Genomic DNA, 14,749 nt, shown 5'->3' with positions numbered 1-14,749 from the left:
GGAAGTTCGTGAACATGTGAGCCTCGTACCACTCAGGAGAGCGGACCGGTGTGGTACTCGTGAACGCTATCACAAACTATTTGATGAGGTCTTTACCCGTAGGTGTGCAGGCACTCACACCAACGGGGTAATCGGCGCGTCGCTGAGGTGACCAGGGGACTCTTTCGTGTTATAGAGCCCGGCTCCTAGGAGCGGCTGTCGATCTTGCGACGGGGTGCGAAGCGGTGCCGCTGGCCGACGGCCGTCGCGCCGTGGAGGTCGGCCAGGGTGGGGCGGCCGGTGCGGGGCGCGTCGCCGTTGACCGTTCGGGGAGCGGCGGACGCGTCCTCGTCCCGCGCCGTCGGACCCCCGCCCCCGGCGGCACTCCCGTCCCCGTTCCCGTGCTCGTCCCGGTCGCGGTCCGCGTCTGCGTCCTCGCCCCGCCGGTCCTCGTCGCCGTCCTCCCCCGCGTCGCCCCTCCCGGTGGCGGCGGCGGACGACGGCCGCGGCGGGCGGCGGCGCAGGCGGTACCTGCGGGGCACCAGCCGCTCGGTGAAGGTGAGCCGCCGGTTGGTGAACGTCGGCAGCAGCAGGATGATCAGGCCCACCGCGCTCAGCGCGACGATCATGGGCACCACCCAGGCCGCGGTGCTCGCCGACTGCACCGAGTACCCGACGATGCCGAAGGAGATCAGCGCCGACCAGAAGTACATGATCAGCACCGCGCGGCTCTGCGAGTGCCCGATCTCCAGCAGCCGGTGGTGGAGGTGCCCGCGGTCCGCGGAGAACGGGGAGCGCCCGTTCCAGGTGCGGCGGACGATCGCCATGACGAGGTCCACGAACGGCACCGCGATGATGGCCAGCGGCAGCAGCAGCGGGATGAAGATGGGGCCCGTCTCGGCGACGGCGGCGCGCTCGGAGCCGGTGAGCTCCTGGATGAGGTCGGGGTCGACCTGCCCGGTGATGGAGACCGTGCCCGCGGCGAGCACGAGCCCGAGCAGCATCGAGCCCGAGTCCCCCATGAAGATCCGCGCCGGCGGCATGTTGTGGGGCAGGAATCCGAGACACATGCCGACGAGCACCGCGGCGAAGAGCGTGGCGGGGGCGGCGGCCTCGACGCCGTACCCGTACCAGATGCGGTAGGCGTAGAGGAAGAACGCGGCCGCGGCGATGCAGACCATGCCGGCCGCCAGGCCGTCGAGGCCGTCGACGAAGTTCACGGCGTTGATCGTGATCACCACGATCGCGACCGTCAGCAGCGTGCCCTGGAGCGGGGTGAGGGCCACCATCCCGACGGTGGGGATCGGCAGCCACAGGATCGTCAGACCCTGCCACACCATCAGGCCGGCGGCGATCGTCTGCATGCCCAGCTTGACCAGCGCGTCCACGCCGTACTTGTCGTCGAGGACGCCGATCACCCAGATGAGGGCGGCGGCCGTCAGCAGCGCCCTCGGTTCGTCGGAGAGCCGGAACATCTCGCCGACGTTGGTGAGTTGGGAGGCCACCAGCAGACCGGCGCAGAGGCCGCCGAACATCGCGATGCCGCCCAGACGCGGCGTCGGCTCCGTGTGCACGTCCCGGTCGCGGATCGGGGGCATGGCGCCCCAGGCGATGGCGAACTTCCGCACGGGGCCGGTGAGCAGATACGTGACGGCCGCCGCCACGCACAGCGTCAGGAGGTATTCACGCACAGGCTGCCCCAGTGATCTCGCTGGTCTACCGCGCAACACCCTCTCATGCCGCGCCCCCTGCCCGCGTCCGTAAGGCCGCCCACCAGGCGACGCGTTCCGTGTACATCCCAGGCGTTCCCAGACTAGAACACCACCGTTCGGGCGCGGGCCGGCCGCGGCGGCACCCCGGTGAGCGCGGTCACCACCGGGTCGAGGGCGGTGCGGATCTCCTCGCCGATGCTGCGGAAGTACGGAAAGGGCGCGCCGTACGGGTCGGGCACCTCGTCCGCCTCGGCGTTCGGCGGCAGCAGCCAGTCGCGCAGGGCCGCCGCGGCGCGCGCCAGCGTGCGGGCGCGCTCCACCAGCCCCTCGGGCGAGGAGGCCGCGGGCAGCATGGTGACGTCCATGATCCGCACCAGCCGGGTGAACTCCTTCAGCGTGAACGTCCGCGGCCCCGCGTCGCAGCCCAGGGCGGAGCCCATGGCGATGACCTGGGCGCGGTGCTCGCGGGTGGCGGTCAGCACCAGGTCCGCCTGGACGACGTGGTCGTCGCTGAGCTCCCTGCCGATGAAGCCGCCGGGGTCCGCGCCGTACTCGGCCAGCACCCGCGCCGCGTGCTCCTCCATGGGCGCGCCCTCGTGCCCCCAGGTGCCGGCGCTCTCCACCACCAGGCCCGCCGCCTCGCCGCCGGGGCCGCCGAGCCGCTGCGCCAGCGCGAGGTGGGTGAGGCGTTCGGTGATCGGGGAACGGCAGACGTTACCCGTGCTCACGTGCAGGATCCTGAAGCTGGGGGCGAACCCGCCGGCCTCGGCCTCCGTGCGCACCGGCGCCGCCGGTATCACCGGTGTCAATGTGCGGTCTCCAGGTCGGGGACGACCGCGCGCAGCTCCTCCTCGCTGATCGCCCCGGCACGGCGCAGCACGGGCACCCGGCCCGTGACGTCCACGATCGTGGAGGGCACGGTGTCGGGCGTGGGCCCGCCGTCGAGGTAGACGGCGACGGAGTCCCCCAGCATCTCGCGGGCGTCGTCGCAGGTCTGCGGCGCGGGGTGGCCCGTGAGGTTGGCGCTGGAGACGGCCATCGGACCGAAGTCCTTCAGCAGGTCGAGCGCGACGGGGTGCAGCGGCATGCGGATGGCGGCGGTGCCGTGGGTCTCCCCCAGGTCCCAGGTCAGGGACGGCTGGTGCTTGGCGACGAGGGTGAGCGCGCCGGGCCAGAAGGCGTCGACCAGCTCCCAGGCCCGCTCGGAGAAGTCGGTCACCAGGCCGTGGAGGGTGTTGGGCGAGCCCACCAGCACCGGCGAGGGCATGCCACGGCCCCGGCCCTTGGCCTCCAGCAGGTCGCCGACGGCGGTGGCGTTGAAGGCGTCCGCGCCGATGCCGTACACCGTGTCCGTGGGCAGGACGACGAGGTCGCCCCGCCGCACGGCCCGTGCGGCCTCCAGCAGGCCGTGCCTGCGCGTCTTCTCCTCGCTGCAGTCGTAACGCCGTGCCATGGTTGAACGTCTCCTCCTTCACGCCCGCGCTCGGGCGTCAGCGCGCGACCCGCCGGGCGGTGGCGAAACGGGGGCGGTTGTTGAGATCGGGGTGGTCGGCGGCGTCGGCCCAGCCGCCGTCCTCGGTGAAGAGCCAGGGCACCAGGCCGCCCTGGGTGTCGGCGTGCTCGATCACCACCATGCCGCCGTGGCGCAGCAGCCGGTGGGCGGTGCGCTCCAGACCGCGGATGACGTCCAGGCCGTCCTCCCCGGAGAAGAGCGCCATCTGCGGATCGTGGTCCCGCGCCTCGGGGGCGACGTGCTCCCACTCGCTGAGGGGGATGTACGGCGGGTTGGAGATCACCAGGTCGACCTGGCCGGAGAGCTCCGGCAGCGCGGTGAGGGCGTCGCCCTGGTGGAGCGTGACGCGGCTGCCCTCGGCGTTGTCGCTGGCGTTGCGTCGGGCCCACTCCAGGGCGCGTTCGTCGAGCTCCACGCCGTGGACCGTGGCGCGGGGCACCTCCTGTGCCAGGGCGAGCGCGATGGCGCCGGATCCGGTGCACAGGTCGACGATGAGCGGCTCGGCGACGTCCATCGCCCGCACCGCGTCTATCGCCCAACCGACGACGGACTCGGTCTCGGGGCGGGGGACGAAGACGCCGGGGCCGACCTTCAGCTCCAGGTAGCGGAAGAAGGCGCGGCCGGTGATGTGTTGGAGCGGTTCGCGGGCCTCGCGGCGGGCGACGGCCTCCCAGTACCGGGCGTCGAAGTCGGCGTCGGGGACGGTGTGCAGGCGGGTGCGGTCGGTGCCGTGCACGTACGCGGCCAGCTCCTCGGCGTCGAAGCGGGGCGAGGGCACCCCGGCGTCGGCCAGGCGCTGCGTGGCGCGGGCCACCTCGGCCAGCAGCACGGAGGCCGAGCGCCGCGGCCGAGGCGGGGGCGAGGACTCGGGCGCGGAGGACACTGTCACGTCGCCCACCTTACGATCCCGCGCCGCACGCTCAGTGCGCCGCCGCCAGCCGGGCGGCCGAGTCGGCGTCCACACAGGCCTGGATGACGGCGTCGAGTTCGCCGTCGAGCACCTGGTCGAGGTTGTACGCCTTGAAGCCGACGCGGTGGTCGGAGATGCGGTTCTCGGGGAAGTTGTACGTGCGCACGCGCTCGGAGCGGTCCACGGTGCGGACCTGGCTGCGGCGGGCGTCGGACGCCTCGCGGTCGGCCTCCTCCTGGGCGGCGGCGAGCAGGCGGGCGCGGAGGATGCGCAGCGCCTGCTCCTTGTTCTGGAGCTGGCTCTTCTCGTTCTGGCAGGAGACGACGATGCCGGTGGGCAGGTGCGTGATGCGGACGGCGGAGTCGGTGGTGTTGACCGACTGGCCGCCGGGTCCCGAGGAGCGGTAGACGTCGACGCGCAGGTCGTTGGGGTTGATGTCGACCTCGACGTCCTCGGCCTCGGGGAGGACGAGGACGCCGGCGGCGGAGGTGTGGATGCGGCCCTGCGACTCGGTGGCGGGAACGCGCTGCACGCGGTGGACGCCGCCCTCGAACTTCAGGCGGGCCCAGACCCCGCCGCCCGGCTCGGGGGTGCAGCGGCTCTTGACGGCGACGGAGACGTCCTTGTACCCGCCGAGGCCGGTCTCGTTGCCGTCGATGATCTCGGTCTGCCAGCCGTGGCGCTCCGCGTACCGCAGGTACATCCGCAGCAGGTCGCCGGCGAAGAGGGCGGACTCCTCGCCGCCCTCGCCCGCCTTGATCTCCAGGATGACGTCCTTGTCGTCGTTGGGGTCCCGCGGCACGAGGAGCAGCCTCAGCTCGTCGGTGAGGGCCTCGCGGCGGGCCGAGAGCTCCTTGACCTCGCCGGCGAACTCGGGGTCCTCGGCGGCGAGTTCACGGGCGGCCTCGATGTCCTCGCCGCACGACAGCCAGGCGCGGTAGCTCGTGACGATGGGGGTGAGCTCGGCGTAGCGGCGGGAGAGCCGCCGCGCGGTGGCCTGGTCGGCGTGGACGGCCGGGTCGGCCAGCCGCCGTTCGAGGTCGGCGTGTTCGCCGATGAGTTCCTCGACCGCCTCGAACATCGTGGGTGCTCCTGAGCGAGTGAAGTGGGTGAGCGGGACGCGAAAAACGCCGGCCCGGCCCGCTCTGCGTTGACGCGAGCGGACCGGCCGGCGCGGTGGGCCTCGCTACTTGCGGGACGACCCGGCGTTCTTGCCGAAGCGGGCCTCGAAGCGGGCCACGCGGCCACCGGTGTCGAGGATCTTCTGCTTGCCGGTGTAGAAGGGGTGGCACTCCGAGCAGATGTCGGCACGGATGCGTCCCTCGGTGACGGTGCTGCGCGTCGTGAAGGAGGCGCCACAGGTGCAGCTGACCTGGGTCTCCACGTACGCCGGGTGAATGTCACGCTTCACGGTGTGTTACTCCTTGGTCGCTGTGGCCGCCGGGTCGGCATCGCCGGATGCGTGCCGTGAACCGGAGCCGGCGTCCCAGTGTGCCAGCACGGGACTCTGCCAGCCAAAACGGGGCGGCGATGCCCGATATTCCCGGCTCGCGGCCCGCCGGGCGCGAGCCGTGGTGGCCGCCGGGCTCCGGAAGGGCTGTGGGCCCCGGGCCGGCCGTCGCCCACCGGCGGCGCCACGGGCGGTCACCCTCCGGCGTCACGGCCGGGCGTCAGCGCGGGGCGATCGGGCTGGCGCGGCTGGCGGGCGCGTCGGCCGCCGCCGCCGAGCCGCGGGTGGCCGACGCGGGGACGCGCTCGTCCCGCAGCAGCGCCTTCCAGACCTGGTCGCACTGCCCGTCCAGCGGCACGACGCGGTTGGCGTCGACCGCGTCGTAGGTGACCGGAAGCGTGATCATCTGGAGGTCGTCGCCGCCGATGTCCCGCAGGTCGCGGGCGAGGCCGGCCAGCGCCGTCACGGAGGCGAGCCCGGTGTCGGTGGTGACGGCCGAGGTGGCGGCGTCGGCGAGCCCGAAGAGCCGGCCGGGGTCGGTGAGCAGCCCGAGGCCCCCGACCTGGTCGGCCAGGGCCCGCAGGAACTGGTGCTGGAGCCGGATGCGGCCGAGGTCGCTGCCGTCGCCGACGGCCTGCCGGGTGCGGACCAGCGCCAGGGCCTGCTGGCCGTCGAGGGTGTGGGTGCCGGCGGGCAGCCGGAGCTGGCTGTGGTCGTCGTCGATGGGCTTGGTGGTGGTGACCTCGACGCCACCGAGGGTGTCGATCAGCTCCGTGAAGCCCTTGAAGTCGATCTCGACGTAGTGGTCCATGCGCACGCCGGTGGCGGCCTCGACGGTGCGGACGGCGCAGGCCGGGCCGCCGACGCGGTAGGCGTCGTTGAACATGGCGCGGGAGGCCGCCGGGGCGGTGGTGCCGTCCGCGCGGCGGCAGTCGGGGCGCGGCAGCAGGGTGTCGCGGGGGATGGAGACGACGGTGGCGGCGGAGCGGTCGGCGTTGAGGTGGACGATCATCGCCGTGTCGGAGCGGGCCGGCTCTCCCCCGCCGTGGACGCCGCCGCTGCGGCCGGCGCGCGAGTCGGAGCCGAGGACGAGGATGTCCAGGGAGTCGTGGGGGCTGTCCTCGGGGCGGTCGGTCCCGAGGGCGGCGTCGATGTCGACGTCGGCGATGTTGCCGTCGAGCCTGAGGTAGAGCGCGCCGGCGGCCAGGACGCCCCCGACGCCCGTCAGCAGCAGCGTGGCGAGCGCGACGATCGCGACGACCCGCAGCAGCCGTCCCCGCCCGTGCCCCCGCCCACGTCCTCGCCCATCTCCATGCCCACCTCCACGCCCGCGGTCACGCTCGCGGTCAGCGGGAGACTGTGAGGCCATTGCTCCATTTTGCCCCTTATGCCCGGATGGCGCTCCCCGAGGCGGCACGGGCACGACGGTGCCCGCCGGACACGTGGTCCGACGGGCACCGGTGGTCGCTCGGGCGCGGGCGTCAGTCGCCGTTGCCCGGGGTCGGGGTGGTCTTCTGGATCTGGAGCAGGAACTCGGCGTTCGACTTCGTCTGCTTCATCTTGTCCAGCAGCAGCTCGATGGCCTGCTGCTGGTCCAGGGCGTGCAGCACGCGGCGGAGCTTCCAGACGATGGACAACTCCTCGCTGCCCATCAGGATCTCCTCCTTGCGGGTGCCGGAGGCGTCCACGTCGACGGCCGGGAAGATCCGCTTGTCGGCGAGCTTCCGGTCGAGCTTGAGCTCCATGTTGCCGGTGCCCTTGAACTCCTCGAAGATCACCTCGTCCATGCGCGAGCCGGTGTCGACCAGCGCGGTGGCGAGGATCGTCAACGAGCCGCCGTCCTCGATGTTCCGGGCGGCGCCGAAGAACTTCTTCGGCGGGTAGAGCGCGGCGGAGTCCACACCGCCGGACAGGATGCGGCCCGAGGCGGGCGCCGCGAGGTTGTACGCACGGCCCAGGCGGGTGATCGAGTCCAGCAGCACGACCACGTCGTGGCCGAGCTCCACCAGGCGCTTGGCGCGCTCGATCGCCAACTCGGCGACGGTGGTGTGGTCCTCGGAGGGCCGGTCGAAGGTCGAGGAGATGACCTCGCCCTTGACCGAGCGCTGCATGTCGGTGACCTCCTCGGGCCGCTCGTCGACGAGGACGACCATGAGGTGGCACTCGGGGTTGTTGCGGGTGATCGAGTTGGCGATCGCCTGCATGATCATCGTCTTGCCGGCCTTGGGCGGGGAGACGATCAGACCACGCTGGCCCTTGCCGATCGGCGAGACCAGGTCGATGATCCGCGGCGTCAGCGAGCCCGCGTCACCCTCCAGGCGCAGACGCTCCTGCGGGTAGAGCGGGGTGAGCTTGTTGAACTCGGGGCGGTTGCGGCCGGATTCGGACGCCATGCCGTTGACCGAGTCGAGGCGGACCAGCGCGTTGAACTTCTCGCGGCGCTCGCCCTCGCGGGGCTGCCGGACCGCGCCGGTGACGTGGTCGCCCTTGCGCAGGCCGCTCTTGCGGACCTGGGCGAGCGAGACGTACACGTCGTTCGGCCCCGGCAGGTATCCGGAGGTGCGCACGAACGCGTAGTTGTCGAGGATGTCGAGGATGCCGGCGACCGGGATCAGGACGTCGTCCTCGGCGATCTGCGGTTCGGCGAGCTCGTCGCGGCCACGGCGCCCGCGGCGGTCGCGGTACCGGCCCCGGCGGCCACGGCGGCCGCCCTCGAAGTCGTCGTCGCGCCCGTCGCGCCCGTCACGGCCGTCGCGGCCGTCACGTCCGTCGCGACGGCTGCCCTGGCCGCCCTGCGACTGGCCCTGACCGGACTGGCTCTGGCTCGAGGAGCCCTGACCGCCGCCCTGGCCACCGCTCTTGCCGCGGCGGTCGCGCTTGGACTGACGGTCGGAGGAGCCGCCGTCGCCCTTGGACTCGCCGCCCTTGCCGGCGTCGGCCCGGGCGTCCCTGGACTCGCCGCCCTTGCCGGCGTCGGTCCGGGCGTCCTTGGCCTCCCCGCCCCTGGCCGGGTCCGACGCGCCCGCGTCCGCCCTGGCCTCGGAGGAGACGGCCGCGGCCTGGGACGGCTGGGCCTGCGAGGTGCCCTCGGCCGCCTGGCCGGGGATCTCGATCTGCTGCTTGGCGGCCTCGTCGCCGGTCCTGGAACGCGACGTCGCGCGGCGCTTCGGCTTCTCGGCGCCGGCCCCCTGCGGGGCGGCCCCGTCCGCCGGCGCGGCGGCACCGGAGCCCGCGGCCTGCTTCTCCTTGATGACCTCGATCAACTGGCTCTTGCGCATCCGCGCGGTGCCCCTGATCCCCAGCCCCGAGGCGACCTGCTGCAACTCAGCCAGGACCATGCCCTCAAGGCCGGTACCGGAGCGCCGACGCCGCGGCGCGGCGCTGGCGGCAGGGGCGTCCGAGGCGGACGCGGTGGCATCACCGGCAGTCTTTGCGGCGTTGTCGGCACTCACGCCCATCAGATCGGTGGTGTCGCTCACGAAGGGTCCTTCCCTGGAGCGGACGTCGGCCTGTCTGGCTCGGCGACCGGTCGTGCTGTCCGGCTGCGGCCCCGTGTGCGGTGGACCCGCCGGTGCGGTGTTCCCACCCGCTCTTCCGGCAGGGTGGGAAAGAATGAATTCAAGGTGTTCCGGAGCGTGCTCGGCACTACCAGGCAGGCTGCTCAGGCAGATGAGTGGAGGCTCCCGGAAGAAAAGAGATGGTCCCGGAGGGGGCGGGACCCCTGCGTACCGTGCGGTACGTGCAGACTTGAGATTAACACTACCGGATCCTGCTTTCATTCCCCCTCTCGCCGTTCCCAGGTGACGTCGCTCGTGACCGTGCGGGCCCCCTGACCTGCCCGGAAGCCCGCGTCCCGCCGGCCGACGCGCCCGTCACTGCTCGGACCCGGCCAGGGGCAGCACGCGGGCCCCCTCGGTGTCGAGCGACAGCCGGTTCGCCGTCCAGCCGGCCCCGGCGAGGCGCGCGATCTTGTCGGCCTCCCCGTCCTCGGCCAGCGCGAGCACCGTCGGGCCCGCGCCGGAGATGACCGCGGGCACGCCGTCGGCCCGCAGCCTGCCGACGAGGTCCGCGCTCTCGGGCATCGCCGGCGTCCGGTACTCCTGGTGGAGCCGGTCCTCGGTCGCCGGCAGCAGCAGCTCGGGGCGCCGGGTCAACGCCTCGACCAGCAGCGCGGCGCGGCCCGCGTTCACCGCCGCGTCGGCGTGCGGGACGGTGCGCGGCAGCAGCCCGCGGGCGGTCTTCGTGGCCAGCGGACGCGCCGGCACGAAGACGACGGGGACGACGCTGGCAGCCGGCTCCATCCTGATCGCGCGGACATCACCCGCCTGGCCCCACGCCAGCGTGAAGCCACCGAGCAGGCAGGCCGCCACGTTGTCCGGGTGTCCCTCGATCTCGGAGGCGAGCTCCAGCAGCGTCTCGTCGCTGAGCCTGGCCTCGCCGCCCGTCGTCACCGCGCGGGCGGCCAGCAGGCCGACGCAGATGGCGGCGGAGGAGGAGCCGAGGCCACGGCCGTGCGGGATGCGGTTGGCGCAGACGACCTCCAGGCCGCGGGGCTGGCCGCCGAGCGCGGAGAAGCCCACCCGCAGGCTGCGGACCAGCAGGTTCTCCTCGTCACGCGGCAGGGTGTCGGCGCCCTCCCCCGCGATGTCGATGTGGAGGCCGGAGTCGGCCACCCGCACGGCCACGTCGTCGTACAACCCCAGCGCCAGCCCCAGCGCGTCGAAGCCAGGGCCGAGGTTCGCGCTGGTCGCGGGCGCGCGCACGCGCACGGCGGCGGCGCGGAAGGCGGGATGGGCCATCGCTCGATGACGCTCCTTGATGTGATGTGTGACACGTCCCCGATGTTCGCGCGGTGCGGCGACCAACCGCCCGGGGGTCCCTCTGCCCTGCCTCACGGGCGTACACACCGGAGAACAAACACAAGCCTATCGAAGGAAGGTTCCCCAGCGGTACAGGGCTGCGCGACGTGGCTCGTCACAACCGTACCCGGCCCGTCGCGGGCGCCGCTGTTGGTGCCGTCCCCGACGCTGTCCGGTGCCGTTTCCGGTGCCGTCGCGGGCGCCCGTCGCGGTCGGCGACCCGGCGCCCGCCGCGGGCGTCGTCTCAGGCGAGGTCCAGGCGGTGGGCGGCGGCGTCCGCGTCGACCGGGACCGTGATGGGCTGGGGCGCGCCGGCCACCGCCCAGTCGGGGTCCTTCAGCCCGTGTCCGGTCACGGTGCAGACCACCCGCTGGCCGGGGTCGAGCAGTCCCTGCTCGGCCGCCTTCAGCAGGCCGGCGGCGGAGGCGGCCGAGGCCGGCTCCACGAAGACGCCCTCACGGCCCGCCAGCAGCCGGTAGGCCGCCAGGATCTGACGGTCAGTCACCTCGTCGATGAGGCCGCCCGACTCCTCGCGGGCCTGCTCGGCCGTGGCCCAGGAGGCGGGGTTGCCGATGCGGATCGCCGTGGCGACGGTCGTCGGGTCCTTCACCGGCTCGCCGCGGACGATGGGGGCGGCGCCGGACGCCTGGTACCCCCACATGCGGGGGGTGCGGCTCGCCGGGCCGTCGCTCGCGTACTCCCGGTACCCGCGCCAGTACGCCGTGATGTTGCCGGCGTTGCCGACCGGCAGCACGTGGATGTCGGGGGCGTCGCCGAGCGCGTCGACGATCTCGAACGCCGCCGTCTTCTGGCCCTCGATGCGGGCCGGGTTCACGGAGTTGACCAGGGCCACCGGGTACTTCTCGGACAGCTCGCGGGCCAGCGTCAGGCAGTCGTCGAAGTTCCCGTCGACCTGCAGGATGCGCGAGCCGTGGACCAGGGCCTGACCCATCTTGCCCAGGGCGATCTTGCCCTGCGGCACGAGCACCGCGCAGACCATGCCGGCGCGCACCGCGTAGGCGGCGGCCGAGGCCGAGGTGTTCCCCGTGGAGGCGCAGATGACGGCGCGGGCGCCCTCCGCCTTCGCCTGCGTGATGGCCATGGTCATGCCACGGTCCTTGAAGGATCCGGTCGGGTTCGCGCCCTCGACCTTCAGGTACACCTCGCAGCCGGTGCGCTCGGAGAGCTCCTGGGCGGGCACCAGCGGTGTGCCTCCCTCGCGCAGCGTCACCACCGGCGTGTCGGCCGTGACGGGGAGGCGGTCACGGTACTCCTCGATGACCCCCCGCCACTGACGGGTGGTGCTGGTGCCGCCCACGACGGCAGGGCTGTTGGATGCGTCCATGATGACCACGGTCTCTCGTTTCCCTCGCTCCCCTTCGGTCCCCGCTCCCGCTACTCGCCCTCGACGCGCATGATGCTCACCACGCCGTGCACCGTGTCGAGCCGCCGCAGCGCCGCGACGGTCGAGGCGAGCGCGGCGTCCGGCGCCCGGTGGGTGACGACGATCAACGACGCCTCGCCATCCTTCCCGGTCTGCCGCACGCTGTCGATCGACACTCCGTGGTCCGCGAAGACCATGGCGCACTGGGCCAGCACGCCGGGTTTGTCCACCACGTCGAGGCTGATGTGGTACCGGGTGACGACCTCTCCCATGGGGCTGACCGGCAGCCGCGCGTAGGCCGACTCCCCCGGCGCGCGTCCGCCGCCCACGCGGTTGCGGCAGGTCGCGACCAGGTCGCCCAGCACCGCGGAGGCGGTGGGCACGCCGCCCGCGCCGGGCCCGTAGAACATCAGCCGACCGGCCGCCTCGGCCTCCACGAAGACCGCGTTGTACGCCCCGCGCACCGAGGCCAGCGGGTGGCTGAGCGGGATCATCGCGGGGTGGACGCGGGCGGTCACCGAGCGGCCGTCCTCGGCGCGCTCGCAGATGGCCAGGAGCTTCACGGTGCGCCCCATGTCGCGGGCGCACGCGATGTCGGCCGCGGTGACCTCGGTGACGCCCTCGCGGTGCACCTCGTCGAGGTGGACCCGCGTGTGGAAGGCGATGCCGGCGAGGATCGCGGCCTTCGCGGCGGCGTCGAAGCCCTCGACGTCGGCGGTGGGGTCGGCCTCGGCGTAGCCCAGGGCCGTGGCCTCGCTCAGCGCCTCGCCGTAGCCCGCGCCCGAGGACTCCATGCGGTCGAGGATGAAGTTCGTCGTGCCGTTGACGATGCCGAGGACCCGGTTGACCTTGTCCCCGGCGAGGGACTCGCGCAGCGGGCGCAGCAGCGGGATCGCGCCGGCCACGGCGGCCTCGAAGTACAGGTCGGCCCCGTGTTTCTCGGCCGCCGCGTACAGCAGGGGGCCGTCCTTCGCCAGCAGCGCCTTGTTCGCGGTGACGACGCTCGCGCCGTTCGCGAAGGCGGCCTGGATCAGGGAGCGGGCGGGCTCGATGCCGCCGATCATCTCCACGACGACGTCGATGTCGCCGCGGCTCACCAGGCCGGCGGCGTCCGTCGTCACCAGCTCGGGGTCGACGCCCTCCCGCACCTTGTCCGGGCGGCGCACGGCCACGCCCGCCAGCTCGACGGGGGCACCGATGCGGGCGGCGAGGTCCGCCGCGTGCGTCGTCATCAGGCGGGCCACCTGCGAGCCGACCACCCCACAGCCCAGCAGCGCCACCTGCAACGGACGCACGCGTTCCGCCACGATCCCTCCGCCTCTTTCGTCTCCAGCGTCGCAACGCCTCAGTCTCACGCACGCGGGGCCGGGCGCCCCGCGTACGTTCAGTATGCGGACCCCGGAGTGGACCGAGCGAATGTCGGCGGGCTCAGGCCCTCGGCCGTCGCTCAGCCGGCCTCAGCCTCAGCCGACCTCGGCCGGCCTCAGCCGGGCGTCAGCCTCAGCCGACGTCCAGGCGCAGCAGGTCCTCCTCCGTCTCCCGGCGGACGATCACCCGCGCCTGGCCGTCCCGGACGGCGACGACCGGGGGTCGGGGCGTGTGGTTGTAGTTGCTGGCCATCGAGCGGCAGTACGCCCCCGTGGCCGGCACCGCCAGCAGGTCACCCGGCGCGACGTCGGCCGGGAGGTAGGCGTTGCGCACCACGATGTCGCCACTCTCACAGTGCTTGCCGACGACGCGGACCAGCGTCGGCGGGGCGTCGGAGGCGCGGGAGGCCAGTGCCACGCTGTACTCGGCGTCGTAGAGGGCGGTGCGGATGTTGTCCGACATGCCGCCGTCCACGCTGACGTACGTGCGCAGCCCGTCGAGCGGCTTGACCGTGCCCACCTCGTAGAGCGTGAACGTCGTCGGCCCGGCGATCGCACGCCCCGGCTCGACCGACAGGCGGGGCGGCCGCAGCCCCGCCGCCTCGCACTCACGCGTGACGATGTCGTCGAGCGTCTTGGCGATGTCGTGCGGCTCGCCGGGGTCGTCGTCGGCGGTGTACGCGATGCCGAGGCCCCCGCCCAGGTCGATCTCGGGCAGCTCGACGCCGTGCTCGTCCCGCACGGCGCTGAGCAGCCCCACCACGCGGCGGGCCGAGACCTCGAAACCCGCCATGTCGAAGATCTGCGAGCCGATGTGGGAGTGGATGCCCACCAGGTCGAGGGCGTCGCCGTGCGCCAGCACGCGGCGGACCGCCTCCGCGGCGGTGCCGCCGGCGAGCGCCAGCCCGAACTTCTGGTCCTCGTGGGCGGTCGCGATGAACTCGTGGGTGTGAGCCTCGACACCCACGGTCACGCGGATCTGCACCCGCTGCCGCACCCCGTGGCGGCGCGCGGCCTCGGCGACGCGCTCGATCTCCTGGAACGAGTCGAGCACGATCCGCCCCACGCCGGCGGCCACGGCGCGGTCGATCTCCCGGGGCGACTTGTTGTTGCCGTGCAGCGCGAGGCGCTCCGGCGGCATGCCGCCGGCCAGCGCGGTCGCCAGCTCGCCGCCCGTACAGACGTCGAGGTTCAGCCCCTCCTCCCGCAGCCAGCCGACGACGGCGCGGCTGAGGAACGCCTTCCCGGCGTAGAAGACGTCGGCGTCCGCGCCGAACGCCTCGCGCCAGGCGCGGCAACGTGCGCGGAAGTCGTCCTCGTCCAGGACGTAGGCCGGGGTGCCGTACTCCTCGGCGAGGGCGCGGACGTCGATGCCGGCGACGGTGACGACGCCGTCGGCGGGGCGGCGCGCGACGGACCGGGCCCAGATGCGCGGGTCGATGGTGTTGGGGTCGGCGGGCGGCGCGGTGTAGTGCCCCTCGGGGAGCACGTCGCCGTGTCGGGGGCCCGCGGGGTGCGCGGAGCGGCTCATGGCAGGACCTTCCGTCTGTCTGTGCGTACGGGGGTGGCTGTGTT

General features: G+C 73.2%; 12 protein-coding genes. All 12 read right to left on the bottom strand.

Annotation, left to right across the window (positions count from 1 at the left end):
• Nucleotides 1–185 precede the first annotated feature (185 nt).
• Complete coding sequence (locus ACTWP5_RS13890; protein WP_443221213.1) at nt 186–1,670, bottom strand: MraY family glycosyltransferase; 1,485 nt, start codon at nt 1,668–1,670, stop codon at nt 186–188.
• Nucleotides 1,671–1,792: 122 nt separating this feature from the next.
• Nucleotides 1,793–2,488: an arsenate reductase/protein-tyrosine-phosphatase family protein gene (locus ACTWP5_RS13885; RefSeq protein WP_443221326.1), complete on the bottom strand. Its 696-nt coding sequence runs from the start codon at nt 2,486–2,488 to the stop codon at nt 1,793–1,795.
• Nucleotides 2,489–2,496: 8 nt separating this feature from the next.
• Nucleotides 2,497–3,144 (bottom strand): L-threonylcarbamoyladenylate synthase, encoded by a 648-nt coding sequence (locus ACTWP5_RS13880; RefSeq protein WP_443221212.1) that lies wholly within the window; start codon nt 3,142–3,144, stop codon nt 2,497–2,499.
• A gap of 37 nt (nt 3,145–3,181) precedes the next feature.
• Nucleotides 3,182–4,087, bottom strand: coding sequence for a peptide chain release factor N(5)-glutamine methyltransferase (gene prmC / locus ACTWP5_RS13875; protein WP_443221325.1), 906 nt, complete (start codon nt 4,085–4,087; stop codon nt 3,182–3,184).
• A gap of 37 nt (nt 4,088–4,124) precedes the next feature.
• Nucleotides 4,125–5,195, bottom strand: a complete 1,071-nt coding sequence (gene prfA, locus ACTWP5_RS13870) for a peptide chain release factor 1 (RefSeq protein ID WP_443221211.1) — start codon at nt 5,193–5,195, stop codon at nt 4,125–4,127.
• Nucleotides 5,196–5,300: 105 nt separating this feature from the next.
• Complete coding sequence (rpmE, locus tag ACTWP5_RS13865) at nt 5,301–5,525, bottom strand: 50S ribosomal protein L31 (protein ID WP_347585111.1); 225 nt, start codon at nt 5,523–5,525, stop codon at nt 5,301–5,303.
• A gap of 259 nt (nt 5,526–5,784) precedes the next feature.
• On the bottom strand, nt 5,785–6,933 hold the full coding sequence (locus ACTWP5_RS13860) for an LCP family protein (RefSeq protein WP_443221210.1): 1,149 nt from the start codon (nt 6,931–6,933) through the stop codon (nt 5,785–5,787).
• A 112-nt stretch (nt 6,934–7,045) separates the two neighbouring features.
• Complete coding sequence (gene rho, locus ACTWP5_RS13855; RefSeq protein ID WP_443221209.1) at nt 7,046–9,043, bottom strand: transcription termination factor Rho; 1,998 nt, start codon at nt 9,041–9,043, stop codon at nt 7,046–7,048.
• 393 nt (nt 9,044–9,436) lie between these two features.
• Nucleotides 9,437–10,363 (bottom strand): homoserine kinase, encoded by a 927-nt coding sequence (gene thrB / locus ACTWP5_RS13850; RefSeq protein ID WP_443221208.1) that lies wholly within the window; start codon nt 10,361–10,363, stop codon nt 9,437–9,439.
• 304 nt (nt 10,364–10,667) lie between these two features.
• Complete coding sequence (gene thrC, locus ACTWP5_RS13845; RefSeq protein WP_443221207.1) at nt 10,668–11,768, bottom strand: threonine synthase; 1,101 nt, start codon at nt 11,766–11,768, stop codon at nt 10,668–10,670.
• Nucleotides 11,769–11,818: 50 nt separating this feature from the next.
• Entirely contained in the window at nt 11,819–13,114 is a 1,296-nt protein-coding gene (locus ACTWP5_RS13840) for a homoserine dehydrogenase (RefSeq protein WP_443221206.1), read from the bottom strand.
• Nucleotides 13,115–13,307: 193 nt separating this feature from the next.
• Nucleotides 13,308–14,705 carry a diaminopimelate decarboxylase gene (gene lysA, locus ACTWP5_RS13835; protein ID WP_443221205.1) on the bottom strand — a complete coding sequence of 466 codons (1,398 nt, stop codon included), beginning with the start codon at nt 14,703–14,705 and terminating at the stop codon, nt 13,308–13,310.
• Nucleotides 14,706–14,749 lie beyond the last annotated feature (44 nt).

The organism is Streptomyces sp. 4N509B, from assembly GCF_052245655.1.
Classification (GTDB): Bacteria; Actinomycetota; Actinomycetes; order Streptomycetales; family Streptomycetaceae; genus Streptomyces.
The sequence above is the reverse complement of the archived record's forward strand: the minus strand, read 5'-3'. Positions and strand labels throughout refer to the sequence as shown.